At 70.3% G+C, this 25,877-nt stretch carries 22 protein-coding genes; 10 read left to right on the plus strand and 12 right to left on the minus strand.

Going from position 1 to position 25,877, the window contains the following annotated elements:
* Positions 1–12: 12 nt before the first annotated feature.
* Genes ACFYOV_RS17740 through ACFYOV_RS17770 form a run of 7 tightly spaced genes read right to left on the minus strand, consistent with a single transcriptional unit; the run spans position 13 to position 6,670 of the window.
* Complete coding sequence (locus ACFYOV_RS17740) at positions 13–1,503, minus strand: UbiD family decarboxylase (RefSeq protein WP_389088678.1); 1,491 nt, start codon at positions 1,501–1,503, stop codon at positions 13–15.
* Positions 1,497–2,417: a triphosphoribosyl-dephospho-CoA synthase gene (locus tag ACFYOV_RS17745; protein ID WP_389088680.1), complete on the minus strand. Its 921-nt coding sequence runs from the start codon at positions 2,415–2,417 to the stop codon at positions 1,497–1,499. The genes ACFYOV_RS17740 and ACFYOV_RS17745 overlap by 7 nt, the downstream gene beginning before the upstream one ends.
* The gene (locus ACFYOV_RS17750) at positions 2,411–3,865 is read right to left on the minus strand and encodes an SDR family oxidoreductase (RefSeq protein WP_389088683.1); all 1,455 of its coding nucleotides are present in this window, start codon (positions 3,863–3,865) and stop codon (positions 2,411–2,413) included. Before ACFYOV_RS17750 ends, ACFYOV_RS17745 begins: the two co-directional genes overlap by 7 nt.
* Positions 3,862–4,461, minus strand: a complete 600-nt coding sequence (locus ACFYOV_RS17755; protein ID WP_389088685.1) for a citrate lyase holo-[acyl-carrier protein] synthase — start codon at positions 4,459–4,461, stop codon at positions 3,862–3,864. The genes ACFYOV_RS17750 and ACFYOV_RS17755 overlap by 4 nt, the downstream gene beginning before the upstream one ends.
* A complete protein-coding gene (locus ACFYOV_RS17760; RefSeq protein WP_389088687.1) occupies positions 4,445–5,146 on the minus strand; it encodes an HpcH/HpaI aldolase/citrate lyase family protein in 702 nt (233 codons plus the stop codon). The genes ACFYOV_RS17755 and ACFYOV_RS17760 overlap by 17 nt, the downstream gene beginning before the upstream one ends.
* The gene (locus tag ACFYOV_RS17765) at positions 5,143–5,469 is read right to left on the minus strand and encodes a hypothetical protein (RefSeq protein ID WP_389088690.1); all 327 of its coding nucleotides are present in this window, start codon (positions 5,467–5,469) and stop codon (positions 5,143–5,145) included. The genes ACFYOV_RS17760 and ACFYOV_RS17765 overlap by 4 nt, the downstream gene beginning before the upstream one ends.
* 10 nt (positions 5,470–5,479) lie before the next feature.
* On the minus strand, positions 5,480–6,670 hold the full coding sequence (locus tag ACFYOV_RS17770; protein WP_389088692.1) for a hypothetical protein: 1,191 nt from the start codon (positions 6,668–6,670) through the stop codon (positions 5,480–5,482).
* 607 nt (positions 6,671–7,277) lie between these two features.
* Here ACFYOV_RS17770 and ACFYOV_RS17775 point away from each other — a divergent pair.
* The 3 genes from ACFYOV_RS17775 (at position 7,278) to ACFYOV_RS17785 (ending at position 10,025) form a co-directional block, all read left to right on the plus strand.
* On the plus strand, positions 7,278–8,480 hold the full coding sequence (locus ACFYOV_RS17775; protein ID WP_389088695.1) for a heparin lyase I family protein: 1,203 nt from the start codon (positions 7,278–7,280) through the stop codon (positions 8,478–8,480).
* Between the two features lie 321 nt (positions 8,481–8,801).
* A complete protein-coding gene (locus ACFYOV_RS17780) occupies positions 8,802–9,620 on the plus strand; it encodes an SAM-dependent methyltransferase (RefSeq protein ID WP_389088698.1) in 819 nt (272 codons plus the stop codon).
* Between the two features lie 270 nt (positions 9,621–9,890).
* Positions 9,891–10,025, plus strand: coding sequence for a transposase (locus tag ACFYOV_RS17785; protein WP_389088775.1), 135 nt, complete (start codon positions 9,891–9,893; stop codon positions 10,023–10,025).
* A 104-nt stretch (positions 10,026–10,129) separates the two neighbouring features.
* Here the strand turns inward: ACFYOV_RS17785 and ACFYOV_RS17790 are convergent, their stop codons facing one another.
* Positions 10,130–10,810 carry a hypothetical protein gene (locus ACFYOV_RS17790; protein WP_389088700.1) on the minus strand — a complete coding sequence of 227 codons (681 nt, stop codon included), beginning with the start codon at positions 10,808–10,810 and terminating at the stop codon, positions 10,130–10,132.
* Positions 10,811–11,214: 404 nt separating this feature from the next.
* On the opposite strand from ACFYOV_RS17790, the gene ACFYOV_RS17795 reads away from it, so the two are divergent.
* Together ACFYOV_RS17795 and ACFYOV_RS17800 are read left to right on the plus strand one after the other, a co-directional pair.
* On the plus strand, positions 11,215–13,047 hold the full coding sequence (locus tag ACFYOV_RS17795; protein WP_389088703.1) for a WD40 repeat domain-containing protein: 1,833 nt from the start codon (positions 11,215–11,217) through the stop codon (positions 13,045–13,047).
* Between the two features lie 314 nt (positions 13,048–13,361).
* Positions 13,362–13,811, plus strand: a complete 450-nt coding sequence (locus tag ACFYOV_RS17800; protein WP_389088705.1) for a sel1 repeat family protein — start codon at positions 13,362–13,364, stop codon at positions 13,809–13,811.
* A gap of 479 nt (positions 13,812–14,290) precedes the next feature.
* Here the strand turns inward: ACFYOV_RS17800 and manD are convergent, their stop codons facing one another.
* Both manD and ACFYOV_RS17810 read right to left on the minus strand, forming a co-directional pair.
* Positions 14,291–15,535: a D-mannonate dehydratase ManD gene (manD, locus tag ACFYOV_RS17805; protein WP_389088708.1), complete on the minus strand. Its 1,245-nt coding sequence runs from the start codon at positions 15,533–15,535 to the stop codon at positions 14,291–14,293.
* Positions 15,536–15,709: 174 nt separating this feature from the next.
* On the minus strand, positions 15,710–17,152 hold the full coding sequence (locus tag ACFYOV_RS17810; RefSeq protein WP_389088710.1) for a gluconokinase, GntK/IdnK-type: 1,443 nt from the start codon (positions 17,150–17,152) through the stop codon (positions 15,710–15,712).
* Between the two features lie 329 nt (positions 17,153–17,481).
* Between ACFYOV_RS17810 and ACFYOV_RS17815 the strand changes: the two genes are divergently transcribed.
* Both ACFYOV_RS17815 and ACFYOV_RS17820 read left to right on the plus strand, forming a co-directional pair.
* The gene (locus ACFYOV_RS17815) at positions 17,482–17,679 is read left to right on the plus strand and encodes a hypothetical protein (RefSeq protein WP_389088712.1); all 198 of its coding nucleotides are present in this window, start codon (positions 17,482–17,484) and stop codon (positions 17,677–17,679) included.
* Between the two features lie 597 nt (positions 17,680–18,276).
* Complete coding sequence (locus ACFYOV_RS17820) at positions 18,277–19,020, plus strand: FadR/GntR family transcriptional regulator (protein ID WP_389088715.1); 744 nt, start codon at positions 18,277–18,279, stop codon at positions 19,018–19,020.
* Positions 19,021–19,105: 85 nt separating this feature from the next.
* Here the strand turns inward: ACFYOV_RS17820 and ACFYOV_RS17825 are convergent, their stop codons facing one another.
* Positions 19,106–20,779 carry an L-lactate permease gene (locus tag ACFYOV_RS17825; protein WP_389088718.1) on the minus strand — a complete coding sequence of 558 codons (1,674 nt, stop codon included), beginning with the start codon at positions 20,777–20,779 and terminating at the stop codon, positions 19,106–19,108.
* A 199-nt stretch (positions 20,780–20,978) separates the two neighbouring features.
* Between ACFYOV_RS17825 and ACFYOV_RS17830 the strand changes: the two genes are divergently transcribed.
* From ACFYOV_RS17830 to ACFYOV_RS17840, 3 genes are read left to right on the plus strand one after another with little or no spacing between them, the layout of a single operon-like run.
* Positions 20,979–21,755, plus strand: coding sequence for a (Fe-S)-binding protein (locus ACFYOV_RS17830; RefSeq protein ID WP_389088720.1), 777 nt, complete (start codon positions 20,979–20,981; stop codon positions 21,753–21,755).
* On the plus strand, positions 21,752–23,314 hold the full coding sequence (locus tag ACFYOV_RS17835) for a lactate utilization protein B (protein WP_389088723.1): 1,563 nt from the start codon (positions 21,752–21,754) through the stop codon (positions 23,312–23,314). The genes ACFYOV_RS17830 and ACFYOV_RS17835 overlap by 4 nt, the downstream gene beginning before the upstream one ends.
* Positions 23,311–23,946: a lactate utilization protein C gene (locus tag ACFYOV_RS17840; protein WP_389088725.1), complete on the plus strand. Its 636-nt coding sequence runs from the start codon at positions 23,311–23,313 to the stop codon at positions 23,944–23,946. The genes ACFYOV_RS17835 and ACFYOV_RS17840 overlap by 4 nt, the downstream gene beginning before the upstream one ends.
* 107 nt (positions 23,947–24,053) lie before the next feature.
* On the opposite strand, the gene ACFYOV_RS17845 is transcribed toward ACFYOV_RS17840, so the two are convergent.
* Positions 24,054–25,319: a PP2C family protein-serine/threonine phosphatase gene (locus ACFYOV_RS17845; protein WP_389088727.1), complete on the minus strand. Its 1,266-nt coding sequence runs from the start codon at positions 25,317–25,319 to the stop codon at positions 24,054–24,056.
* Between the last annotated feature and the right edge of the window lie 558 nt (positions 25,320–25,877).

Here is a 25,877-nt window from a genome sequence, read left to right on the forward strand (position 1 = left end):
GCGCGTTGGGCGTCACTCCTTCGCCGGGTAGCCGTACTCGCTCCACCGGTCCAGCACCCGGCGTCGCAGGTCGGCCGGAAACTGGGCGAAGTCCGCGCGCACCGGCCGGCCGGTTGCGGACCAGTCGTCCCGGGGCAGGCAGTCGAAGACCACCTTGTCCGTCCGCGCGTCGCGCCTCTCCTCCTCGCTGAGGTAACCCACGAGCGGCAGCGTCGGCATGTCCGGCACGACGATGGTCTCGTGCGGGTGCGCACGGGTCGCGACGGCCCAGACGACCTGCTCGACGTCGGCGGGGTCGATGTCGTCCTCGACCACGATCACCTTCGGCATGATGTGGCGCGGCCGGGTGCGGTAGACGGCCCGGCCGACCTCGGTGGCGAGGTTGCGCCAGGTCCCCCAACGGCCCGGTCCCGAAGCGGTGTCGACGGTCACGACCAGCCAGTGGCAGGCGGCCGCGAACGGCATGAAGGCCCGGCACACGGGCAGCCCCTCGGCGCGCACCTCGTGCAGGACCGCCGCGGCGATGTTGATGCCCCAGTTGGTGTGGTTCTCCTCAACGGGCATACCGGCGACGACGACCGGCAGCACGGGCTCGTCCCGGTGGGTGACGGCCGTGACCCGGTAGACGGGGCACAGCCGGCTGTCCTCGGGCCAGAGCAGACCGCTGTACTCTCCCATCGGTCCCTCGGGCGCCACCTCCTCGAAGGACAGGAAACCCTCGACGACGATCTCGCTGTCGGCGGGAACCGTCAGATCGTGGCTCTCGCACCGCACGACCTCCACCGGCTCACCGAACCACCCGCCGAGCAGTGCCGCTTCGTCCAGCCCGTCGCGGACCGGGCACCCGGCGACCATGGCGACGGCCGGGGAGGTCCCGAGTGCCAGGGCGAACGGCATGTCCTCGCCCCGCTCGCTCCACATCCGGTGCATGCGCCCCACATGCTGGGCGGGCACCACGATCCCGGTCATCGACGTCCGGTCGCGCAGCATGATCCGGGTGATCGCCCAGTTGGTCCACGACCCGTCCGGGCACCGGGTGATCACCGTTCCGTACGTGTTGAGGTAACGGCCCCCGTCACCGTCGTGCAGCAGGGGCGCCGGCAGCCGGAACAGGTCCACGTCGCCGCCGACCATGCGGTTCTGCTTGCACGGCCCGGTCGACACCTCGCGGGGTGCCATCGGTTCGCACTCCTGCAGCCGCGACCAGGCGGTGACGATGTCGCTGGGGCCGGTGTCGATCGGCAGGCCCAGGGAGAGGGCGACACGGGCGAGCGGATAATCGGGGTGGGAGCTGAGACCGGCCGGCGCGCCGAGGACCCGGAACCCCGGTTCGATTCCCTTGATCCGGTTGAACAGCGGGGCGGCGGCGGGAAGTTCGTAGGCCCTCCGGGTGATCGCGCCGATCTCGAGGTTCCAGTCGACCTCCACGTCGACCGGCTGGAGGTCGTCGATCTCCCGCAGCGCGGTCAGGTAGTCCCGCAGGCTGCGCAGGTGCCTCAGCATGCTTCCGTCCCTTCGAGAGCAGGGGCGTGGGCCGCGTCACGCGGCAGCGCCCACCAGGTGTGCAGTGCGACGGCCATCGCCGCGAGGTCGGCGGAGCCGCCGGGGCTGATCCGCTGCCGCTCGAACGACCGGGCCATCCGGGCCACTCTGCGCCGCCCCCGCCGCGTTGCGGTTCCCCCCGCAGCCACGGCGGCCGCGGCCTGTCGTCTGGTCGTGCGGAGTCGTTCCGGATCGAACCGCCGGTTGAGAACGGTGGTGTCCTCCACCACGGCCATCAGCGCGAGCACCGTTTCCGCGACCGCCTCACGCCACGGCCTGCCCGCGGCCAGGGCCGCCCGGAGCGCGGGCAGGCCGTGGCCGGTCAGGCTCGGCAGCCCCCGCAGGACCTCACCGCGCACCCCGGACAGCCCGTGGACCGCGTGGGCGCGCAGTCCGACACTGGCGCGCGCACCCACCGGACCGCTCAGATCGCCGCGGAGCGCGTCGCGGCTCACCTCCTGGGCCGTGCGGCACACCCGCTCCGGTTCCCAGGGACGGCCCGCGGCGCGCTCCACTCCGGCCGCGCAGCACAGCAGCATCCCCAGGAACAGCGCCCCGCGATGGGTGTTCACCCCACCGGTCGCGGCGAGCATGACCCGCTCGGCCTGCCGCCCGGCGGCGCGCAGCGAGGCGAAGTCCCGCGCCGCCTCGCTGACCGAGCCCCGTTCCAGGCCGAAGACGGCGGCCGCCCGGAAGCACGCCTGAAGTTCGGCGGCGCTGCGCAGCAGGGTGTAGACGTCCATGTCGTGGTGGCAGCCGGTGTCCAGGGCGGTGACGAGACCGGGCTTGGGCCAGGTCACGGCCTCGGTTGTCAGGCCGAACACCATGCCGGCGGCGAGCCGGTCGGCCGCGGCGGCGTCTCCCGCGGTCAGCACGCGCTCAGCCCGCCGTCCACCGGGACCGCGACACCGGTGAGGTACTCGCTCACCGGCGAGACGAGGAACAGCACCGTGTCGACGATGTCCCAGATGCTCACCTCGCGCCCCAGCGGCACCTCGGCCCGGATGCGGTCGCCGGTCGCCGGATCGCTGAACAGCGGCTCGGTCATCGGCGTGCGGATCAGCCCCGGACACACGGCGTTGACCCGGATGCCGTCCCCGCCCAGCCGCACCGCCGCGGCACGGGTGAGCGGCAGCAGCGCGCCCTTGCTGGTCTGGTACGCCACCCCCACCAGGTCGCTGGCAGTCAGCCCGAAGGCGGACGAGACGTTGACGATCGAGCCGCCGGGGCCCATCACGGGGGCGGCCGCCCGGATGCCGTGCAGCGCGCCCCCGGTGTTGATCCGCAGGGCGAGCGACCAGGTGTCGTCCGACAGGTCGGACAGCCCCCCGGCCTCGAAGTAGCCGGCGTTGTTGATCAGCGCGTCGAGCCGTCCGCCGTCCGCAAGGACGTCGGAGACGGTCGCCTGCCACGCACCGGGATCGGTGACGTCGAGCGTGTGGAAACGGGCGGTGAGTCCCTGCTCGGTCAGCTCCTCGGCCAGCGCGGCACCGCCGGGGTCCAGGTCGGTGACATGGACGCGGGCTCCGGCCAGGGCGAGCACCCGCGCGAGTTCCGAGCCCCGCCCGCGGGCCGCCCCGGTGACCAGAACTGTCCTGCCCTCCAGGGTGGGGCGCCAGGTCGCCACCGACTGTTGCCGGCGCTTGAGGTCGTCCTTGTACCGTGCGGACCGGTCCTCGATTCCCGGGAGCCGCTGGGCGATTCGGGGGAGGGGCACCTCGCCGTGCCTGACCAGCACGGGCCGTTGCCCGGTCAGGTCGACGATGGTGTTCCCGGTGCCGGCCGTGCTCGGCTCGCCCCCCAGCACCGCGGCCACCCGGTCTCCGACCTGTGCCTTGGCCTCCTCCAGGGTCACCAGTTCGCCGCCCCGGCCGGTGAGGTTGGCCGAGGTGCAGGCGGCGTATCCGCCCACGCCCTCGAGGAGGGTCCGCAGAACGGGGTTGCGGTGGCAGGCGACGGCCACGGTGGGCAGGCCCGCGGTGACGTGTGCTCCCACCACTTCCGGCCGCTTGGGCACGATGAGCGTGAGGAAACCGGGCCACACCTCGCGTGCGAGCGCGCGTACCTCGTCGGTGACGACGGCGACGGTGTCCAGCAGGTCGGGAGTGGCCAGGAACAGCGTGAGCGGGAAGTCGGCGTCGCGCTCCTTGGCCTGGTAGATCCGAGCCGTGGCCGCCGGGTTCGCCGGGTCGGCCACCATGGTGTAGTGGGTGTCGCTCGGGGCGACGACGACCCGGCCCTCGCGCAGCAGGGCCACGGCCTGCTGCGGGCCGGGACCACCACGGCCACCGGGCGCGGCCGAGGGCGACGGCGTCTCGATCATGAAGGCTCCTGTCGGATAGCGGCTTGGCAGGGTGTCGGGGCATCGGCCGGAAGGGGCGGGGCGGGATCCGGCGGTCCGTCGAACGCCCGGGCATGGCGGAGTCGGGCGACGGCGACCACGGACTGCCATGAGTGCCGCCGCAGTGCGATGCACCGCTTGGCCGGGGCATCGCACACCAGACAGGGCCGGGGCGGGAGGCCCAGCTCCCAGCGGCGGAGCTGGACGGGCAGGACCACGTCCGCGTCGGTCAGTTCACCGACCGCGTCGCGCTCCTCCAGCCGCAGGCAGCCGGTCTTGGCCCGGTGTGGCTCGACGGGTACCGCCAGCACCGTGACGGGTCCCCACGGTGTTCGGTACGTCCGCCGCTCCCGCTCCGGCACCAGAAGAGTCCGCAGTCGGTCCACCACCGCGCGGTGCAGCCGCCATGCCTGTGCCGGCGTGAAAGTGCCCGCCGGTGAGCGCGGCGACAGGGTGATCGTGGTGCATCCGGGCCGGTGCACCTCGAGGCAACCCGCGTCCAGCGCGTCACGCCAGGCCAGCAGCGTGTCCGCGGAGCCCGCCGCCGGCAGCGGAACCGGATCACCGCCGGGCGGCACCGAAGGCGTCCCTGGTGACCGGCGACTGGGCGGGATGGATGATGCTCTTGCCGGCGAAACCCAGCCGGGCCGCGCGGTGGGCGTCCTCCCACACGGCGTCGCGATCGTGCAGTTCCGCGTAGACCGTGTCGTAGACCGGCAGCCGGACCGCAGCCGCCTTCTCGACGAGTTCGCGCTTGGCCGACCACAGGTCGCATTCCACGCCGCGGGACAGGCTGTCCCGGAGGAAGTCCTCCCCGCCGAAGGTGAGGGCGCGGATCTCCGGGCGTCCCGTGACCAGCTCCTCCAGATCGCGCAGGGCGGGGACCGTCTCGATCATCAGCTCCACCTGGACCGCACCCGCGGAGCCGCAGCCAAGGGCCTCGACGCGCTCGAGGACCGCCTCCAGCTCTGCGCGGTTGCACACCCTCGGAAGCCGCAGCCGGATCAGTCCCAGGGGCACCAACTCCGAAAGATCTGCGTCGAGTACGGCGCTGCCCGGCGCGTTGACCCGGACGACGAGCCGGTCCGGCAGACCACCGCAGGACCTCATCAGTTCGGCGGCCACATCGCGCGCCGCGTCCTTGTCGCGGCCGGCCACCGAGTCCTCCAGATCCAGGACGACGGCGTCGACCCCCGACGCGGCGAGGGCATGGTCGACGTAGCCCGGCCGGGCGGCCGAGACGTAGAGCGAGATGACGGTCATGACCGTTCCTCCGGTGCGCGGAGGGTCTCGGTTCGCGCTTCGTGGGCGGCGGTGACCCCGGCCACGGCATGCCACCGGCGGATCGCCGTCCGCAGCCGGGCGCGGACGACCCACTCGGAGGCCGCGTTGTCGTGGATGTCCACACCGGCCGAGGTGATGCCGGCGGCCGACAGCGCCTCCCTCCCCAGGGCCCGCAGCCGGTCTCCGACGATGTCGGCGACCGGGCTGTGCACCCGAAGCAGCAGGCGGGGAGCGGGCCGCAGGGTGACCAGCACATCCCCGGACTGATGAGTTCCCACGGTGACGACGCCGGTGGCGTCCATGGCCGCCACCTCAGGCCGCCTGCTTGTACCGGCGCAGCAGGTCCGCGGGCCAGGCATCCGGGTCGAGACCGTGCCGGGCCAGGATCGCCCAGGCCCACCGCTCGAGCCCGAACGCGGTGCAGCCGGTCCACGCGACCTCGCCCGCCGGGCCGGTGATCTCCCCGACGCTGCCGAAGAAGGTACCGTGAACGTTGAACGAGGCACAGGCGAAGTCCGCGTCCTTGTACGGCAGATCGAGCCGCAACTCGAACTTCGGCTGCGGGTCGACCACCGCGTCGGGCCGGTCACCGCGCAGGAAGAACGGATCGTGTCCCGGAACCAGGGAGCCGCCCAGTCCCCACCGGTCGACCAGTTCGAGCACCCGGCGCCGGCTCTCGTCCCGGCAGGACCGTACGTACTCCGGTGATCCGACGAACACCACTTCCCGCATCGAGAAGTCCCACAGCCGTTCGATCAGCATCGCGTTGCGGCTCTCGTACCGGTAGCACCGGCCCAGCGTGGTGATCGCCGTGTTCGTGGCCAGCTGCCGACCCTCCAGTCCCTGGTAGACGTGGAAGCACGCGGCGGGCGCGAGCACCCGGTCGCGCGGCGCGAACCCCTCGAACCCGTCCCGCGGCGGCCTGCCCTCGCTGTCGAGGGTCCGCTCGACGTACTGCTGCGCGGTGTCGATGTCGGTGGTGAGGTGGACCGGGAACAGCACGTTCTGCGGGAAGGCGTCGAAGTACCGGAGGCGTTCGAGGTAGTCCACGGACAGCAGGCTCGAGTACGCGGCCTCCGTTGCCCCGAAGCCGGCGGCCAGCTCGCGGAAGGCGTCGTCCAGCAGGCGGATGAGGGTCACCAGCGGTTCCCCGATCACCACGTCGGCGATGCCGAGGGGAGTCAGGACGCCCGCCGCGACGGCGGCGTCCGGGTCGAGAGCCGCGGACCCCCGAGGTGCGCCCACCCGGACGGACAGCGGCGCGTCGTCCGCACCGGGGTCGTGCTGCTGTCCGTCGACGGACCAGGTGACCGTCGCTCGAATCTTGCGTCCGACGTCCTCGGGATCTGCGTCGTCCGCGCTCCAGACGCGGATGCTGGCCCGCCCCACGGGATCGATGTGGAACTTCACCACCTGCGGGCTGGCGAAGTTCAACCAGTAGGCCACCTCACTGACTTGCGAGTCGACCAAGGGCCGGTCGAGTGGTACGTCGAACTGACGCATGGTGCATCCCCCGAAATGTGATGACTGGTCTCTGCGCCCGGGATCACTGACGCCCCCGAGGAACGTCCCCCCACACCCGGGCTGGAATTTTTCCGACAGTAGCGGCACACAGATGATTCCCGCTGCCCTTTCCCGACTTCCACCGTTTTTTCAGCCATCAACAAGCGGAATCACCGTTCTCCGGATTACCGCCAGATAATGCTCAAAGTTATTTCATGAGTCATCACATACGGTCTCTGGGCAACCGAGTCGTCGGCTTGGTCCATACGCGAGGGGGCGACGGCTGTCCCGTGGTCATGAGGTGCGGACGCGCGCGACAAGGCGCTCCCACAGGCGTTACCCCCATGCTGCGCGCCGGCCGGCGCATGTGGCGGTGCCGGGACCAGCGTGCGTCCCCCGTCGTCTACCGGGCGTCGCGCAACGCGTACGGCCGTCGTGGGCGGCCGGCATAGGCCATCGGTCGGTGGTGCGGGCCGGGGCCCGGATGCTCCCGCGCGCCGTGCCGACGGCCCTTGCCCGCACCTCCTCCCGGGGGAAGAGTCGGAGCCCGCCATCGGACGTCGCGATCCACGACCGTCCGCTCAGCGTCCCCGGGAGGACATGCACCATGAAACGATCGCGTCCCAGAGCGTGGCTCCTGGCCGTCGTCGTGTCCGTGCTGACCGCGGCACTGGCCTTATCACCCGCACAGCCGGCGGCGGCCGACCCCGCCGGTGTCCTGCGCACCCTCGACTGGGAACAGGCGGCCGACCGCACACTCCCGGCCACCGCGCCCGCCGGCTTCCTCAAGCAGTGGGACACTTCTTACGGTGCCACCAACGTCACCGGCCCCACACGCGACGGCTCCCACGCGGCCCGTTTCGAGCTGCGCAAGACTGATCCGGTCGTCTCCAGCAGCAAACGGGCGGAGGTGTCGCAACGCGACGAACAAGCGGCGAACGCCGAGCGGTGGTACGGCTTCAGCATCAATCTGGCGTCGAGCTGGGCCTATGACACCTCGGCCGAGATCGTGAGCCAGTGGCACCAGTGCGACGTCGGCTGCCCGGGCGGCTCACCGCCCCTGGCGCTCCTGACCGACGAGGGACGCTGGAAGATCGACTTCCGCGGGCAGTTCCTCGATCTGGGGGCGTACACCACCGGTGTCTGGGTGGACTGGGTCTTCCATGTCACCTGGCGCACCGACAGCAGCGGCGTGCTGCAGGTCTGGAAGAACGGCCAACGCGTCGTGAACCGCACCGGCGCCACCCACGACGGCGGCCCGCGCTCGCCCTACTTCAAGTTCGGCATCTACAAGTGGGACTGGAACACCGGTGCGCCCTCCAGCACCACCCAGCGGGTGATGTACTACGACGCCCTGCGCCTGGGCGATGAGCGCGCCGTCCACAAGGACGTCGCACCGCAGCGGACCTGCACGCGGGCCGCACCGGTGACCTCCGCGACCGCCACCACCCACGAACCGGCGAACCCGCCCGCCAACGCCGTCGACGGCGATCTGACGACCCGCTGGTCCGGCCAGGGCTTCGGCGCCGCGCTGATCCTCGACACCGGCGCGCCACGCCACCTGTGCGGCGCGGCAGTGGCCTGGCACCGCGGCGACCTGCGGTGGAACGACTACACCATCCACGCCTCGCAGGACGGCGTCTCCTACACCAAGGTCTGGGAAGGCCGCAGCTCGGGGACGACCACCGCGCCCGAGACCGTCCTCTTCACCACGGGTCCCGTGGACGTCCGCTATCTGAAGATCTCATTCTGGGCGAACCCAGAGAACGACTGGGCGAGCATCACGGAAGCGAGCCCCCTGGGCCTCTGACCTGTGCCGCCCGGACCACCTCGACAACTCGTGAGCATTCGGTCCAAGCAGTCGACCAGCCCGGGGCCGCCGCGCCGAGCAGCGCCCGCGCGGCGGTCCACGCTGTGCCACCGGCAGAAAGCGCATCCGCAGGGAGCGGTCTCGAACCAGCCCTCCTCACCCTTCCGGGACCGGCATTGGGATGCGGTGTCGTCCAGTACGGGTGGCTGCGCGGCGAGTCGGCGGTACGGCCCAGTCCTGTCTCGGACGAAGTCGCCGTTCTCAACTCCAGGCGCTACGTTGCTCCTTGACTGCAAACGGTCTGCTCTGGAGGAACATCGCGTGACGGAGATCCCCGCTGCGTCGATCGAGGCGCGTAAGCGAATCAAGACCGACCAGCCGCACACGGCCCGGATCTGGAACTACTGGCTGGGCGGCAAGGACAACTACGAGGTCGACCGGGCAGCCGGGGACCAGATCCGCAAGCTGCACCCCGGCATCGGCGACTACGCACTCGCCGACCGGCTGTTCCTCGGCCGCGCCGTACGGTACCTCGCCGGCGAGCGCGGGATACGGCAGTTCCTCGACATCGGCACCGGCCTGCCCACGGCCGACAACACGCACGAGGTCGCCCAGCGCGTCGCGCCGGAGTCCCGTGTCGTCTACGTCGACAACGACCCCATCGTGCTGGCCCACGCCGAGGCCCTGCTGACCAGCACACCGGAAGGGCGCACCGACTACCTCGACGAGGACCTGCGCAACGTCGACAAAATCCTGGAGCGGGCGGCACAGACCCTGGACTTCAGCGAGCCCGTGGCGCTGATCCTGCTCGGGGTCGTCATCTTCATCGAGGACGACGAGGAGGCGTACGGCATCGTGCGACGCCTGATGGACGCGCTGCCCGCAGGCAGCCACCTCGTCCTCTCCCACACCATCACATGGCCGGACATGCCGGACGTCGACGCCGCGGTGGCCTTCTGGAACGAGCACGGCACGCCGAAACTGACCCAGCGCGCCCCGGCCGCCGTCGCCGGGTTCTTCGACGGGCTGGATCTCCTCGAGCCGGGCGTGGTCTCTTGCACACGCTGGCGTCCGGACGACGGAGCGGCCGATCTGCCCGCCGAGGTGGCCATGTTCGGCGGGGTGGGACGCAAGGCCTGATCGCCTCCGGCTGTGGCAGGGGCGGGGACGCCATCAGCACCGGCCTGCCCACGGAAGCTCTCCGAGGACCGGACTCAGCGCATCCGGCCGCAGTCACCGCTGCCCGAGGCGCCCTGTTGCTTGCGCTCAGCTGCAGTCGGCGCCTGATGGGGCCTCGCGGGTCATGGGCAGGGTCGGCAGCCTGCCTCGCCGGAAGTAACGCTCGCCTGCGATCTCAGAGGGCGGTTCGTGGCCCTTTGAACGCCTCTGTCATCGCCTGATGGTGTGGATGTGGGGCGGAACCAGTGGGCCTACCTCCCGCACGACCTGCCGCAGAAGAGCGCGACGTACTACTACTTCGCCGCCTGGCGGGAACCACCGGTATCCGGGCCCCACCTGCCCGCTGGCATGCCGTCGTTCGGCTGACATCACAGTCGGCGGAGCCCTCCGCCTGCACGCCCACGGTAAAGGTCTTACGCGCTTGGCCTCCGTGCCGAGCCCGAAGGCCGCCCCGCTTGACCGGCACGGGGTCACTTGCTGCGTGGCCTGCTCCTGCGGTGCACCCGGGTGGGGCTGTGGTCCCACAGCCGGGAGGAGTTGGCGTTGGCCGCGGCCAACGCCAACGCTCCTGCGCACAGCAGCACGAAACCGGCCGTTCGCCACTCACTCGTGGGGGCGCCGGGCCGCGGACCGACCCGCGCCGTCACCCGCATGTGGGGGTCGTAGGTCACGACCACCGGTGTCCCCTCGGGCCGCCTGGTGTCGAGATCGTCCTCGGCGGTCAGCACCGTGCCGTCGGCCAGCCGGACTTCGGTGTAGCGTCCCGTGGCCTCGCTGAAGCCCTGCCGGTCCCACTGGCGGACGACCGCACCGGTGGCCTGCACACCCGCATCGTGCAAAGTCTGCTGTCTGACCATGCGGTCTTCGCTGAACAGCAGCATGCCGGCGGCCACGACGACGACCGCGGCCACCACGAAGGACCAGCCGTGATCCTCCTCCGTGCTCAACCACAGACCGATCGCCCCCGCCAGACAGATCATGGCGAACGCGACAGGCGCCACTGCCTCCCAGACGTTGCTCCCGCCCACTCCGATCCCGACCGCTGCCCACACCAGCGCGGTCACGACCCCCACCTGCACCGTCGCCAGTACCAGGACACGTGCCAGCGCGCCCGGCCATCCCCCGCCCCTCAGGTCACGCGTCATCCACATGGCGCTGAGCATGGGATCACAGCAGGAAACACGCAAGCGTCCATGCCAGTCCGGCCGGCGCAGGCAGACAACGGGGAGCCCAGGCCCCCGGGCCTCGCGGCACCGTGGGAGCGGCAGCGGCCGGCGCGGGAGACAAGCACGGCCATCGAGCGGGGCACCCTGATGTGAGACAGGCGGGAGCCCAGGGCTTCGTATGCCGATTCCGGGACTGCGCCCAATGCTCATATGGTGCCTGCATGGTTGTTGAGGGAAGCGGGAGCGGTGAGGGCGGGGCGGATGTATGTCCCCCCGAGGCGCTGGTGAACGGGAGGCCAGAGCGGGTCAGGCAGAGACTGGAGAGCTCCCCGCTGTTGGCGGCGGTGTATGAGGCATCGGGGCATGTGCACCGCTCGGCGACGGCGGGAGTGCGGCGGCAGTTGTTGGCCCTGGATGCGGTTCGGTACGGACAGTGTCAACTCGCCGAGAACATCGGTCGTGTGGCAGCGGCCCAGGAGGATGGGACTGACTGGGCGGTGCAGTGGGCGACCGGCTCCGATCTGGACGGGCGGCAGCGGTATGCACTACCGGTTTCGTCCGCAGTGCACGTGGTGGCGGCCGTGGTTGTGGAGGGCGGTGGAATGGCTGTCGCCGGATGCTGGGACGGTACGTTGCATCGGTGGTGTCTGACCACAGGCAGACAGCTCGGCAAGCCCCTGACCGCTCACCCCAGCGCCGTGTATGCGCTGGCGACGGCAATGCTGGACGGTCGGCCCGTCGCCGTGACCGGCTGCCGTGACAACGTCGTCCGGTTGTGGGACCTTGCCGAGGGGAAACAGCTCCACGAGTTCGCTCCCCACGGCGACGCGGTGGTGTTCTCGCTGGCCACCGGACGGGTCGAGGGACGACCGGTCGCAGTCAGCGGCGGCCGCGACGGGCTGGTGCGGGTGTGGGATCTGGCCACCGGCGAACAGCGAGGCAGACCGCTCGCCGGTCACACCGGAACTGTCACCGCGGTGGCGACGAGCGTGGTGCACGGCCGCCCCGTCGCCGTCACCGGCGGCGTCGACGGGACAGTTCGGATGTGGGACCTGATAGCCGGAACGGAGACCGGCCCCTTGCCCTGCAACCACCGCGAGGTGTTCGCGGTGTCGGCGGACCCGGCCTATGACCCCCCATTGGCTGTGAGCCGCGGTGAGCGGGAGGTGTGCGTCTGGAACCTGGCCACGGGCGAGCTGGTCGGTGAGCCAATCCGTGGTGTGTACATCACTGCGACGGCCATGGGAATGCTCGGCGGGCGGCCCACCGCTCTCGTGGGACACGGCCCGCTCGGACCGATCCAGGTGTGGGACCTTTCCACCCGTAGACACCTGCGACTGCCCCTGACCGGTCACAAGGACGTCAGCGGAGCCGCAACGGCGGTGGTGAGGGGGTGTCACCTCGCCGTGACTGGTGCCAGGGACAGATCGGTGCGGATCTGGGACCTCGACGGCGAACGGGATGCGGGCAGCCCCGTGCGGGGGCACCTGGGCAAAGTGCGGAGGATCGCCACGGCCGTCGTGGAGGGGCGCCCCGTCGTGGTCAGCGGCGGCTGGGACAGGACCGTGCGGATCTGGGACCTCAACGGCGGCGGACAACTCGGTGAGCCCCTGGCCGGCCACACCAGCGCCGTTGACCTGCTGACGGTGGAAACGGTGGACGGACGGCCCACCCTCATCACGCGAGACATGCACGAGACAGTGCGGATCTGGGACCTGGCAACCCGTGAACAACTACACGGACGCACGACATCGGCGTACAGCAGCGGGGGCATCGCCTTCTTTGCGGTGGTGGGCGGCCGTTTGGTGGCGGTGACCGGGGGAGCACGCGTGTGGGACCTCACCGCGGGCGAATGGATCGGAGTGCAGCCGCAGGGGGCGAAGGCCCTGGCCCTGAAACCGTTCGAAGGCCGGGACGTCATCTTGACCAGCCTCCAGACAGAAGCGGTGCGGCTGTGGGACATGGCCACCGGCGAACCGCTGGGATGCCCCATGACGGGCCACACCAGTCCGGTGCGGGCGGGGGCGATGGGGATGCCGGACGGCCGCCTCGTCGTCGCTGCCGGAGGCGAGGACGGGACCGTCCGTGTGTGGGACGCGATCACGGGCAGGCAGACCGGTAAGTTCACGTTCCCTATTGCTATCGAAAGTGTGGCGATGGCACCGGACGGGCGGCTGGCGGTAGCCTTCGGCTCGGACATCGCGGTCCTGACCGCGCGCTGACTTCTACCAAGTGCCCCGGACGCTGTGGCCCGGGTCTGTGGCGGGCATAGTCGGCGGTGCTGGTTTGGTGGTGATCTGGTATTGGTCGGTGAGGACGGCGTCGCGGAGGGCCCCCGAACGCGTCCGGTGTCTCCGCTCCCGGCCGACAAACGCGGAGTGACAGGTCGTCCGGCCGTTGCGGCCCATGCCTGCGTGGCTTCAGCGGCGGGGCGGTCGGCCGGAAGGACAGAGCGGCGACCCCGGTGAGTCTTGCCGGCCTCCGCACTAGACTGCGGGTGGCTCGATCGCCGCCTTGCTGTTCCGGGGGGAACACCATGCCGTATCTGCTGCTGCTCGTCGCCGCCGGGCTCAGTGTGTTCGCCTTGATCAACGACAGCGACGGCCTCCTCACCGCCAACTGGGCACTCTGGGGTGCCGGCGTTCTCCTCTTGTTGCTGCGGTGGCGGCGCAACCGCAGCAGGTTCGCCTCGCTGGAGGAGGCGGAGACAGCGGCCGCCGCCGGGAACACCCGCGCCATGCGAGCCCTCGCGCTGCGTCAGAAGCTGCTCGGCGACTTCACCGAGGCCGAGCGGCTGCTGCGCGCCGCGGTCGAGCTGGGTGACGTGGAGGCGATGTGGGAGATGGGGCGGCTCGTCGAGCAGCGGGACGGACTGCAGGAGTCCGAGCAGTGGTTCCGGATGGCCGCGGAGCGTGGACACTTCTTCGCCAAGAGGTTCTTCCGGCCGGGACACGCCCTCAACATGGACGGCGACAATCCGCTCTGAGCAGGACGGCGGTCGCACGGCGCCACCCGCATCGAGCCGAGACCGGACGAAGTTGCCGGATCGATTCCCGTGCTCGGCCGATCCTCCCTCAATCGTGGCACGTGGCGCGAGATCGCCCGCTTCGCGCTCGAGGGCGGCGCCCGGCGGCCGCCGGGCGCCCCCGCCGACGTCAGGATCCGAGCTGCCTCTCGCACCGCTTCAGGCGGTGCGGGCGGCGCCGTCCAGGATGACTCGGGGGACGTGGGGCTCACCCGCGCCGGCACCGCCCGTAGCGGGCCGAAGCTGCAGCCGCGTCCGCTGCGGACTTGACGCTGAACGTGGGTGTCGCGGTCATGGGATTCTTCGAGGGCAGAAGGCACGTCGAGGCGTGCACGGCTGGTGGGGAGACTTGGGTACGGCGGTCCGGAGTGCTCCATGTCGAAGACGCGGAGGCCACGATGTCGTGCGCCAGCCGGTCCCGCCCGCAAATGGGGCCGGGCTCACCAGTCGTGGACGGTTCCGTCCCGCAGCCTGTTGACCGGCAAATACGCCGGTTGGTACGGGAATCGGTGTGCGGCCTCGATGTCCAGATCGACGCCCAGTCCAGGGACGTCGGACGGATGCAGCAGTCCTTGGTCGAACCGGTAGGAGGTACGGAAGACCTCCAGTGTCCGGTCCGAGTGCCGCATGTACTCCTGAATGCCGAAGTTGTGAATTGCCAGGGCCAGATGGAGGGCAGCGGCCATTCCCACGGGCGAGATGTCAGTGGGGCCGTGCATCCCGGACCTGACGCCGTAGACCCCCGCGAGGTCGAGGAGCTTCTTCATCGCGGTGATCCCTCCTGTGTGCGTGACCGCGGAGCGCACGTAGTCGATCAGCCGCTCACTCAGTAACGTGGTGTAGTCGTACACGGAGTTGAAGACTTCGCCGATGGCGAGGGGCGTCGTCGTGTGGTGCCGGATCAGGCGCAGGGCCGCCTGGTCCTCCGCCGGCGTCGCGTCCTCGAGCCAGAACAGGTCGTACGGTTCCAAAAGCCTGCCCAGGCGCGCGGCCTGGATCGGGGTCATCCGGTGGTGCCCGTCGTGCAGCAACGGCAGCTCCGGGCCGAACTCGGACCGTACGGCCTCGAAGACGGTGGGCAGGTGGCGCAGGTAGGCGGGCGTGTCCCAGGTCTCCACCGCAGGCAGGGGCAGTCCGCCCGCCGTGGCGCGGCGGGCGGGCTCGTAGTCGTAGCGCTCTCCGTTGCCCGCCGCGGAGGCGGCCACGCCGTACACCGAGTCAAGGCCCGGTATTCCGGTCTGGATACGGATGGCGCGGTAGCCCAGCTCCAGATGCTCCCGCACGGAGTCGAGCAGTTCGGGCACGTCGCGGCCGGAGGCGTGTCCGTAGGCCAGGGCTCCGGTGCGGGACGCGCCACCGAGGAGCTGGTACAGGGGCATCCCGGCCGCCTTGGCCTTGATGTCCCACAGCGCTGTGTCGACGGCTGCGATGGCTGCCATGGTCACGGGGCCGCGCCGCCAGTACGCGCCGCGGTAGAGGTACTGCCAGGTGTCCTCGATGCGGGAGGCGTCGCTCCCGATCAGCAAGGGCACCACGTGACTGTCGAGGTAGGAACGGACGGCCAGTTCGCGGCCGTTGAGGGTGGCGTCACCGAGACCGGTGAGGCCGTCGTCGGTCGTGAGGCGCACGGTGACGAAGTTGCGGCCAGGGCTGGTGACGATCACGTCGGCGGATACGATCCGCATGATGGGTTCCCCTCTTCTTCGCCGGGTTTGGACGTTGCAGTGTTCAGGTGACGCCGCTTCACGAGCGCGGCGCGGACGGGGACGGGTGGAGGCGCGGGCCGTGAGCGGAGCCTGTGTTCCGACGGCAGCACCGAAGGGGAGGCCGGCTTCGTCCCCGGGTGTGCCGAAGCAGGGTCAGTGGCCGCGGAGGCGTCCGGCCAGCTCGGTCTGGATCTCGGCGACGATGCGTTCGACCGGCAGGGTCGCGTCCGCCGTCATCCCGGCCTCGTCGTCCTCGAGGGGTTCTAGGTCCTCGAACTGGGAGGCCACCAGCGAGGCGGGCATGAAGTGCGACTGCCTGCCCGCCACGCGTGCTGCGGCCTGCTCCTGAGACAGTGTCAGGTGCACGAAGAATGTGTCGGGGCGGGCCACCCGCAGCATCTCCCGGTAGATGCGTCTGAGGGCGGAGCACGTGATGACTATGCCCTCCTCCGGTGCCGTGCGGATTCGGCCGGCGATGGCAGCCAGCCAGGGGCTGCGGCTGCGGTCGTCGAGGCGGGCGCCGCTTTCCAACCGCTCCAGATTGCCCCGGGGGTGGAAGTCGTCACCCTCCTCGAAGGGGACCCGGAGGGAATCCGCCAGGTACCGGCCCACTGTGGACTTGCCGCACCCGCTGACCCCCATGACGACGACGGGTGACCGCCGGGCATGGACCACAGTGGCCATGGCGTCCTGGAAGCCGGTTCGGTGAGCGGCCGGCAGACCGTTGACATCGAACTGCTCCAGTCCAGCCCGCAGCCGGTCACGCACGACGGGGTCCTGCAGCCGTCCGCTGCGGATTTCGGCGAGGACGGCTTCCGCGAACGCTTCGGCGGCCGTCTCCCGCCCCTGGTCGACGGCGTAGGCCAGCCCCATGTGCAGCCACATGGCGATCGGCTGCGGCCGTGTGGGATAGCTCAGGACTGCGTCGGTACTGCCGGCGGCCCGCGCAGGGGTGATGACTGTTTCCTGGTGGCTTCCCGCCCAGTCCCGGTCGATGCGATGGTTCAACGCCATGACCACCGGATGGGACAGGCGCCAGAACAGTTCGTTGCGTGAGCCGGCGAGGAGCGTGCGGTGGAAGGCGGCGTCGACATCCCGGAAGCGCTGCCGGATCCCGGCTCCCTGCCGAGGCCGGGCGAAGTCCGGGTCCTCGCTGAGGGCGAGCAGGGTGCGGGCGTGGGTGGTCAGATCGTGACAGATGTCCGCCGAGCGGCTCAGCGCGGCCAGCCTGGCAGCCCGGGGCTCGATCACCTCCCGCAGTTCGGTGAGTGAGCGCATCTGGCTGTCCGGTGCGACCTCCAGACGCCAGGCGATCACGTCCCGGTCCAGCAGGTCCCACCGGTCCAGGGCCTGAACGGTGGCGCCGATCCGTGGCTTCAGGTTGACCAGGCCCTTCTGGTGCAGCGTCTGCAGGGCCTCGCGCGCCATGGGCCGGGTGATTCCGAACTCCTGCATGACGGCATCCACGGTCAGGTGCTGATCGCGGGGCTTGCCACCTTCCACGATGTGACACCCCAGTTGCTCCACCACCTTGGCGGTGGAAGCCCGTAAGGCGTCCTCGGAACCCTCGGTCGGGTCGACTTCGTGACCAGTCATGACAGCAATGCTAGGCGCAAGCATTGCTCTGGTCAGCTGTCCGGTCGCAGGAACAAGTAGCGCGGAGCACGCTTTGGGGCGCACACGGGGGCGCGCGTCCCGGGCCTGGCGCTTCCCGCGCCCCTTGTTCCAAGCCAATGGTGCATCAGATGCCTTCTCTGATCGGGCCTACGTGGATACGGTGGTCACATATCCACCCCCCACTTGCGCCGAGGCGCGGACCGGACGTGAACGGGTATCCGGCTGGTCCACGTCGGCCGCCATCGGCGCGCGGCAGCCCGCCACGCGCTGCCCCGGATCCCGTCCTGACACTGTTGCAGGAGAGCCATATGTCCGAACCGACCTCGCCCACGCCCCCGCCGGAGCGGCTGTCGCTGCGGTGGGCATTCATCCTCTTAGCCTCCGTCGTGGCAGGCCTGCTGGCAGGACTGCTGACGTACGCCCAGACCGGCAACTGGCCGGCATCACTGCTGGCAGCCCTCACCGCGAGCGGCGCGGCACTCGTGAGCCTGCCGCTGCTGATCTGAAAGACCGGGCCCCCGCGGCACGTGCCCTGCGGCCGAGCCCACTGTCTCGAGCCGGCACAGGATGCCGCTCGGACACGCGGGAACGGCGGACCGATGTGCCGCCGACGTGCCGCTCCGCAACACCTGCCGCATCCCCCCGCGGACCTCCGTGAAGTCGGCCGGCCGCCGACCCGAAGCACCAGAGCGTGGACCGGGCAGGACGCACTCCTGCCCGGCAACCCCGGGCGCCGGAGTTGAACGGCGACCACGCAAAGCCGGCGGACGATCTACGGTGTCGACGAGAACATCGGCGACCACACGATGAAACGTCTGCAGGAGTGGGCGCACCCGGCTTGTTCGTCGACGTGGCCTGGACCGGGAATGGCAGAGGAAAACCCGCCTGGATGCCGACGGGGGTGGTCGGTGGCGAAGACCCGCAGCCACGACTTTCCTGCCGCACCTTTCGCGTACATTTCCCGCTCCTGAAACCTACGGAAGGCGTGCAGTACGGATTCCCTGGGTCCTCCCGAATCGGCGAAGGCGCGCTCGACCTCTTTGGTCCGACCTCATGAAATATGTGACATAGTCGGTGGTGAGGACCTTGGATGAGGAGGCGTCATGTCCGTCGAGTGGCAGCCCGTCCGGCAGTCCCGCACCCATGAACTCGTGCTCGAGAGCATTGAGGCGCGGGTGCTGGCCGGTGAGCTGAAGGCCGGTGACCGGTTGCCGCCCGAGCGGGAGCTGGCGCCGGTGTTGGGGGTCAGCCGGTCCGCCCTGCGCGAGGCGCTGCGCGTGCTGGAGACCATCGGCGTGCTGGTCGCCCAGTCCGGTCGCGGGCCGGACGCCGGGGCTCGGATCGTACGGAATCCCGACGGCGCGCTCGGCAGGCTGCTGCGCCTGCACTTCGCGCTGGGCAGCTACCGGCTGGAGGACGTGCTGGAGGCGCGGGTCACGCTGGAGCGTTCGAGCTTCCAGGCCGCCGCCGAGCATGCCTCCGCGGAGGATCTCGACGAGGCGGAGACCCTTCTGTGGCGGATGAGGGCGCCTGATATGGAGGTCGCGGAGTTCAATGATCTCGATACCCGGTTCCACGTCCTGATCGCCCGCAGCTCGGGTAATCAGCTGACCTCCACGCTCACGGCGGCTGTCCGCGAGTCCGTGCGCCCGCTGATCCTGCGCGCCCTGGAGACGGTCGAGGACTGGCCGGCCGCGGCAAGGGCGCTCAACGACGAGCACACGGAGCTTCTGCGTCTGGTGCGGGCCGGCCAGGCCGCGGCGGCGGCCGACCTGGTCGAGAAACACATCCGCGGTTTTCACGGGACCCTGGTCGACGAGAAAAGGCGGGAGTACGACGGGGAGTAGCGCGGACGGCGTGTGCGGCCATGGCGCACGCGTGTGGGGGAGGGGACCGGGGTGAGCTGCCCGGCCCCCGACATGGCGGGCCGTCCTACGGCAGCATCCAGGACAGGGCCGGCAGCGACTGCAGGTAGACCAGCAGCCCCAGAGCCGTCAGCATCGCGACGCTGTAGGCGACGACCTTGCGCAGCAGGATCCGTTCGCTGCCCGGCTCCCCGACAGCGGTCGCCGCGATGGTCAGGTTCTGCGGGCTGACCAGCTTGCCGACCACGCCACCGGAAGTGTTCGCGGCCACCAGCAGGGTCGGGTCGATGCCCGCGCTCTTGCCCGCGGTCTGCTGAAGGGTCGCGAACAGCGCGTTCGCGGACGTGTCGGAGCCGGTGACGGCGGTGCCGAGCCAGCCCAGGGCGGGCGAGAGCAGGGCGAAGATGCCGCCGACCGTGGCGAGCCAGGTGCCGATGGCGACGGTCTGGCCGGACTGGTTCATCACATAGCTCAGTGCCAGCACGGTGGCGACCGTAGCGATCGCCATGCGCATGTTCCTGAGGGTGCGCCCAGCGGCGAGCAGACCGGTACGGGCGGTCATCGGGAACCGGTCGGCGTCGCTCGCGCGGCTGTACACGAGCATCACCAGCAGGCCGGTGGCGATCAGCAGGGTGCCGGGGTTACCGAGGACCTCCAGCTTGTAGATCGCGCTCGTGGCCGGGGTGCCGGCGCCGGTGAGCAGGTTCCCGTACAGGCCGGGCCACTCGAGCTCGATGTTGAGTCCGGAGAGCAGGGCGGGGACGTCGAGTGCGCCGACCCTGAGCTTGGCCAGCGCGAAGACCGCGATCACCAGGATGTAGGGGAGCACGGCCAGGGTGACCCGACGCGGCGTCAGCGGCTCGGCCTCGACCTGGGAGCGCTGGTCGTCGGGGGTCTTCGGGGCCCAGAAGCGCAGCATGATCACCGCAGCCGCGAAGCCGGCCAGTGAGGACACCACGTCGGTGAGCTCGTACGCGAAGTGCGACGCGCACCAGAACTGGGCCACGGCGAAGACCAGACCCGTGACCAGGGCGATGGGCCACAGCTGCCGGAAGCCGCGTGTCCCGTCGACGAGGAAGAGCAGCAGCATCGGCACGAAGAGGGCGAGTAGCGGTGTCTGCCGGCCGACGACGGCGGCGATGTCCTCGGGCGCGATGCCGGTGAGGTTGCCGGCCGTGGTGATCGGGATGGCCATGGCGCCGAAGGCGACCGGTGCCGTATTGGCGACCAGCACGGTCACGGCGGCCTTGAGCGTCGGCAGGCCGATCGCCATCAGCATCGCGGCGGTGATGGCCACGGGCGCGCCGAAGCCGGCCAGAGCCTCCAGGAGGCCACCGAAACAGAAGGCGATGAGCATCGCCTGGATGCGCAGATCGCCGCGCCCGACGGCACTGAAGGAGCGGCGCAGATCCTCGAAACGCTTGCTGACGACGGTGAGTTCGTAGAACCAGATGGCGGCGACGACGATCAGCATCACCGGGAACAGGCCGAAGACAAGGCCCTGCGTGGCGGACAGGACGCCGAGGTGGACGGGCATGCCGTAGCCCAGCACTGCGATCAGCAGTGCGGTGATGAGGGCGCCGAGCGCCGACTGGAACGCCGGGCGCTTGACCACCATCAGCAGCAGGAAGAAGACCGCAAGGGGCACAAGACCGAGCAGGGCGGTGGCCGTGAGGCTGTTCCCGATGGCGGTCACATCAGGGGTGTAGGCCGCGAGGACGGCCGGTTGCACAGTGATCACGTACGTGCTCCTCCTTGAGTACCGGTGATGCCGGGCCCGCCGCCAGTCGGGGTCCCGTCCCGGCGGTCGTGCGCCCCGTCGCTGCAGAAGCGGCCATCAGTAGGACACCAATGACGTCCCATGTCAATAAGGTCGGACCGAACTCTGGTGAATGGAAGGGTCTATGCGTACTGTGGTCGGACCACATCAAGGAGGCTCCATGCGCATCGGACTCTTCGCCACCTGTCTGGGGGACACGCTGTTCCCCGACGCGGTGAGGGCGACCGCGGTACTGCTGGCCCGTCTGGGCCACGACCTGGTGTTTCCACCGGACCAGACCTGCTGCGGTCAGATGCACGTCAACACCGGCTACCAGCGCGAAGCGGTCCCCCTCGTGCAGGGCTTCGCCGAACAGTTCGGCGACCCTTCGATCGATGCCGTGGTCATGCCGTCCGGCTCCTGCGCCGGCTCGGTCCGCCACCAGCACGAGATCGTGGCCGAACGATACGGCGACGCCGCACTGCGCGACGGGGTCACCACGGTCAAGGCAAAGACCTACGAACTGTCGGAACTCCTCGTCGACGTACTGGGCCTGACCGACGTCGGCGCCTGGTTCCCGCACAGGGTGACCTACCACCCCACGTGCCACTCGCTGCGAATGCTGCGCGTGGGGGACAAGCCGCTGAGGCTGCTGCGCGCGGTCGGCGGCATCGACCTGGTCGAACTGCCGGAGGCCGACGCCTGCTGTGGGTTCGGCGGCACCTTCGCGCTGAAGAACGCGGACACCTCCGGCGCGATGCTCCAGGACAAGGTGCGCAATGTCCTGTCCACCGGAGCGGACGTGTGCACGGCCGGCGACTCGTCCTGCCTGATGCACATCGGCGGCGGCCTGTCCCGAATCAAGGCAGGAACCCGCACCCTCCACCTGGCGCAGATCCTCGCCTCCACCCGCACATCGCCCTGCGTTCTCCCGGAGACGGAGGCCGCCGTCCGATGAGAAGCACCTTCCTCGGCATGCCCCCCATCCCGCCCCGCTCCCCGTACGGGACCGGCAATCTGCGCGGCGACCGGAAGTTCCCCGACGCCGCACACGACGAACTGCGCAACGAGCAGCTGCGCGGCAACCTCCGCAAGGCCACCCGCACGATCCGCGCCAAGCGGCTCGCCGTCACCGGTGAACTGACCGACTGGGAGCGGCTGCGCGACGCCGGCGCGGCCATCAAGACGGACACCATGAACCGGCTGCCCGAACTGCTCGAACAGCTGGAACGGAAGGTCGTCGAGCACGGCGGTACTGTCCACTGGGCGCGTGACGGCGCCGAGGCCAATGAAATCGTCACCCGCCTGGTCGAGGAGACCGGCAGTGACGAGGTCATCAAGGTCAAGTCGATGGTCACCCAGGAGATCGGACTCAACGAGCACCTCGCCGCCCGGGACATCACGGCGTACGAGACGGACCTCGCCGAGCTGATCGTGCAGCTCGCGGACGACAAGCCGTCGCACATCCTCGTCCCGGCGATCCACCGCAACCGCCACGAGGTGAGGGACATCTTCCGCGCGGCCATCCCGGGCGTCGACCCCGACCTCGACTCGGTGCCGGCTCATCTGGCCGCCGCCGCCCGGGCCTATCTGCGCGAGAAGTTCATGACCGTACCGGTGGCCGTCTCGGGCGCCAACTTCGGCATCGCCGAGACCGGCACCCTGTCGGTGGTCGAGTCAGAGGGCAACGGCCGCATGTGCCTGACCATGCCCGACACGCTGATCACCGTCATGGGGATCGAGAAGGTGCTGCCGCGCTACCGGGACCTGGAGGTCTTCCTGCAGTTGCTGCCGCGCTCCTCGACCGGTGAGCGGATGAACCCCTACACCTCGATGTGGACCGGTGTGACCCCGGGCGACGGCCCGCAGGCGTTCCACTTGGTGCTGCTCGACAACGGGCGCACCGCGGCACTGGCCGACCGGGTCGGGCGCCAGGCGCTCAACTGCATCCGCTGCTCCGCCTGCCTCAACGTCTGTCCGGTGTACGAGCGGGCCGGCGGCCATGCCTACGGATCGACCTACCCCGGACCCATCGGTGCGGTGCTCACCCCGCAGCTCGCCGGAATGCACGCCGCGAAGGGGGACCCGAACAGCTCGCTGCCGTACGCCTCCAGCTTGTGCGGCGCCTGCTTCGACGCCTGCCCGGTGAAGATCGACATACCGTCGCTGCTGGTGGAGCTGCGGCACCAGCACACCGAGCAGGCCGGCACCACGGCGGAGAAGCTGGCGATGAAAGCCGCGGTGACGGTCATGAAGCGGCCCGGGCTGTTCACCGCCGCACAGAAGGTCTCCGGCCTCGGCGGCCGGCTCGTGGCCGGCCGGGACCAGAAGATCACGCGTCTCCCGGCCCCGCTCGACGGGTGGACCGACAGCCGTGACCTCCCCGCGCCCCCCAGGCGGACCTTCCGCTCCTGGCTGGCCTCCGGGGAGGGCGAGGCCGTCCTGCGGGCCGCCGCCGAGGAGAGCACCCGATCCGGCGGCAGCGCCCTTCATGCCCCCGATGAGGAGAACCGATGACCGCGACCGCACGTGAGACGGTCCTCGAACGTGTCCGCGACGCCCTCACCCTGGCCGACCCGGCGGAAGTGGTGGTCCCGCGCGAATACCGCACCGGCCGTGTCCTGCCCGACGACGATCGGCTCGCCCTGTTCGTGGACCGCCTGGTCGACTACAAGGCCCACGTTCGCACCTGCACCGCCGACCGTACGCCGACTGTGATCGCCGAGGTGCTGCGCGAACGCGGGGCCCGCAGGACCGGTGCGCCCGCAGGCCTCGACACGACCTGGCTCGCCGCCTACGACGGCGAGGTGCAGTGGGACTCCGCAGACATCCCGGCCCACCGGCTCGGGGGGTTGGACGGGGTGGTGACCACCTCCGCGGTGAGCTGCGCGGAGACCGGTACGATCTTCTTGAACGGCTCTCCCGGCCAGGGCCGGCGCGCCCTGTCCCTCGTCCCCGACCTGCACGTCTGCGTCGTCGATTTGTCGACAGTGATGGTCGGTGTGCCGGAGGCGGTCGCCCGGCTGGTTCCGGAGCGTCCGACGACGCTGATCAGCGGCCCGTCGGCGACGTCCGACATCGAACTGGAGCGCGTCGAGGGCGTACACGGCCCGCGCACGCTGGTCGTGGTGATCCGCACGGATGTGTGAGCCGGGGGCCAGGAGGGTTCGGGGGAGGCAGCGCGGAGCCGGGCGAGCAGCCCGGGCGTTCCCTCTTCGCTCGTGGCCCCGGTCCGTGCCGGTGACGGCCGGGTGGGTCATACCCCCGGGCCGGCCCGCGGCAGGCGCAGGGCCAGGAGGGCGAGGTCGTCGTGGCCGTCGCTGGGATGCTGGTCGGCCAGGGCGCGGCACCACTCGTCCAGCGGCAGGTCGCGGTGGGCTCGGGCCGTGTCGGCCAGCGCCTCCAGGCACTGCTCCAGGGGCCGGTCGGGGTGCTCCACCAGGCCGTCGGTGAACAGCAGCACCGTGTCCCCGGCACCCAGCGTGTACGCGTGGTCCGGGCGGGGCAGCTGTTCGTCCACTCCCAGCGGCACGCCGGGCTCCGCCTCCAGGTATTGGGTGTGTCCGTCCGCGGTCACCAGCAGCGGGGGGATGTGGCCGGCCGTGGACCAGTGCAGACGCCATGCGTCGTCGGCGGGCTCGACGCGTGCCAGGCAGGCAGTGGTGACTGGGGCCTCGGTGATGGCATGCAGGGTGTGGTCCAGGCTGTGCAGGACCCGGCTGGGCGGAGTGCGCCGGTCGTACAGCAGGGCGCGGAGCATGTTGCGGATCTGGGCCATGGCTGCCGCGGCCGTGAGGTCGTGGCCGACTACGTCGCCGATGATCGCCGCGCAGGATCCGTCCGGGAGCAGCAGGGCGTCGTACCAGTCGCCGCCGAGGTGGTGGCCGGGGGCGGTGGCTGGCCGGTAGACGGCGGCTGCGGTGAACGGCGTCAGGTCGGGGAGGGTGGGCAGCAGCAGCCGCTGGAAGTGTTCGGCGGACGAGCGGGTCTGCTCGAACAAACGGGCGTTCTCGATGGCGATACCGGCCGCGCCGGCCAGCGCGGTGACGACGGCCTCGTCGTCTTCGTCGAACGGCTTCCCGTCGCGCCGGTCGCACAGATACAGGTTGCCGTAGATTCGTCCGCGCACGCTCAGGGCCACCCCGAGCAGGGTCCGCATCGGCGGATGCCCGGCAGGGAAGCCGGCCGAGTCGGGGTGACGCGTCAGTGTCTCGACCCTGAGCGGCTCGGGATGCTGGATCAGATGCCCGAGCAGGCCCCGACCGTGCGGAAGTTCGGTTCCTGACAGGTCCTGCTGCTCCGCAGGGCTGAGACCGAGAGTGATGAACTCCTGCAGGCCCGTGCCGTCCTCGTCGAGCACGCCGAGTGCGCCGTAGTGAGCGTCCACCAGGTCCATGGCGGTGCTCACGATCCGCCGCAGCACCACAGGCAACTCCAGCTCCCGGCTCACGGCAAGAACCGCGTCCAGCAGACCCTGCATCCGCCGCTGAGCAAGGGACAACTGGTGGATCTGCTCGGACATGCGATCAAGGTCGTCGTCCCAGCTGAGCCGTGGCTTCTCCGGGCGCCGCAGGCCGTCGTCCCGGTCCACTGTCCTCCACCCTTCCTCACGCCCCGGGCAGGGCATCGCATTCCACCAGCCTAGATCATCGGCACATCACCAGGCGCAGCTCGCAGGAAGCCGCCATGCTCAGCCCGGAACCACCGGTGGTTCTGTTCACGAGAACCTGCGCAGCCGCAGCACAGGGACCTGCTGGAACGGCCTGACTGCGAGCCGGGGCAGCGAAGCCGTCGGCGAGCGCCCGGCTGATCGGGGTCTCGTCGACAGCCCCTTCCGCTGCTCGACGACCCGCCGGACCTCGGCGGCGGCCCGTCATCAGAACCGGCTTGTGCGCCACCACCCCGGGGCACGACCGGAAGGTCAATCGTCCACAGACAGCGGACTGATCGGCCGGCTGCCGAGAACCCACCGGCGACGCAGCACGGGTCACGTCCGCTGGAGTGGTGTATCGACGGCCACTCGGTGATCTCGTTTTGAGGCTATGCGGTGAGTTCGGTGGGCAGGACGGTGTCGTCGGTT

Origin of the sequence: Streptomyces sp. NPDC005931 (genome assembly GCF_042871235.1) — a bacterium.
Taxonomy (GTDB): domain Bacteria; phylum Actinomycetota; class Actinomycetes; order Streptomycetales; family Streptomycetaceae; genus Streptomyces.

Bases quoted from the DNA above. Each gene is read 5' to 3' on its own strand.
- ACFYOV_RS17740 (WP_389088678.1), bottom strand. From the start codon at position 1,503: ATGCTGAGGCACCTGCGCAGCCTGCGGGACTACCTGACCGCGCTGCGG.
- ACFYOV_RS17750 (WP_389088683.1), bottom strand. From the start codon at position 3,865: ATGATCGAGACGCCGTCGCCCTCGGCCGCGCCCGGTGGCCGTGGTGGT.
- ACFYOV_RS17760 (WP_389088687.1), bottom strand. From the start codon at position 5,146: ATGACCGTCATCTCGCTCTACGTCTCGGCCGCCCGGCCGGGCTACGTC.
- ACFYOV_RS17765 (WP_389088690.1), bottom strand. From the start codon at position 5,469: ATGGACGCCACCGGCGTCGTCACCGTGGGAACTCATCAGTCCGGGGAT.
- ACFYOV_RS17770 (WP_389088692.1), bottom strand. From the start codon at position 6,670: ATGCGTCAGTTCGACGTACCACTCGACCGGCCCTTGGTCGACTCGCAA.
- ACFYOV_RS17775 (WP_389088695.1), top strand. From the start codon at position 7,278: ATGAAACGATCGCGTCCCAGAGCGTGGCTCCTGGCCGTCGTCGTGTCC.
- ACFYOV_RS17790 (WP_389088700.1), bottom strand. From the start codon at position 10,810: ATGTGGATGACGCGTGACCTGAGGGGCGGGGGATGGCCGGGCGCGCTG.
- ACFYOV_RS17800 (WP_389088705.1), top strand. From the start codon at position 13,362: ATGCCGTATCTGCTGCTGCTCGTCGCCGCCGGGCTCAGTGTGTTCGCC.
- manD (WP_389088708.1), bottom strand. From the start codon at position 15,535: ATGCGGATCGTATCCGCCGACGTGATCGTCACCAGCCCTGGCCGCAAC.
- ACFYOV_RS17810 (WP_389088710.1), bottom strand. From the start codon at position 17,152: ATGACTGGTCACGAAGTCGACCCGACCGAGGGTTCCGAGGACGCCTTA.
- ACFYOV_RS17815 (WP_389088712.1), top strand. From the start codon at position 17,482: ATGTCCGAACCGACCTCGCCCACGCCCCCGCCGGAGCGGCTGTCGCTG.
- ACFYOV_RS17820 (WP_389088715.1), top strand. From the start codon at position 18,277: ATGTCCGTCGAGTGGCAGCCCGTCCGGCAGTCCCGCACCCATGAACTC.
- ACFYOV_RS17830 (WP_389088720.1), top strand. From the start codon at position 20,979: ATGCGCATCGGACTCTTCGCCACCTGTCTGGGGGACACGCTGTTCCCC.
- ACFYOV_RS17835 (WP_389088723.1), top strand. From the start codon at position 21,752: ATGAGAAGCACCTTCCTCGGCATGCCCCCCATCCCGCCCCGCTCCCCG.
- ACFYOV_RS17840 (WP_389088725.1), top strand. From the start codon at position 23,311: ATGACCGCGACCGCACGTGAGACGGTCCTCGAACGTGTCCGCGACGCC.
- ACFYOV_RS17845 (WP_389088727.1), bottom strand. From the start codon at position 25,319: ATGTCCGAGCAGATCCACCAGTTGTCCCTTGCTCAGCGGCGGATGCAG.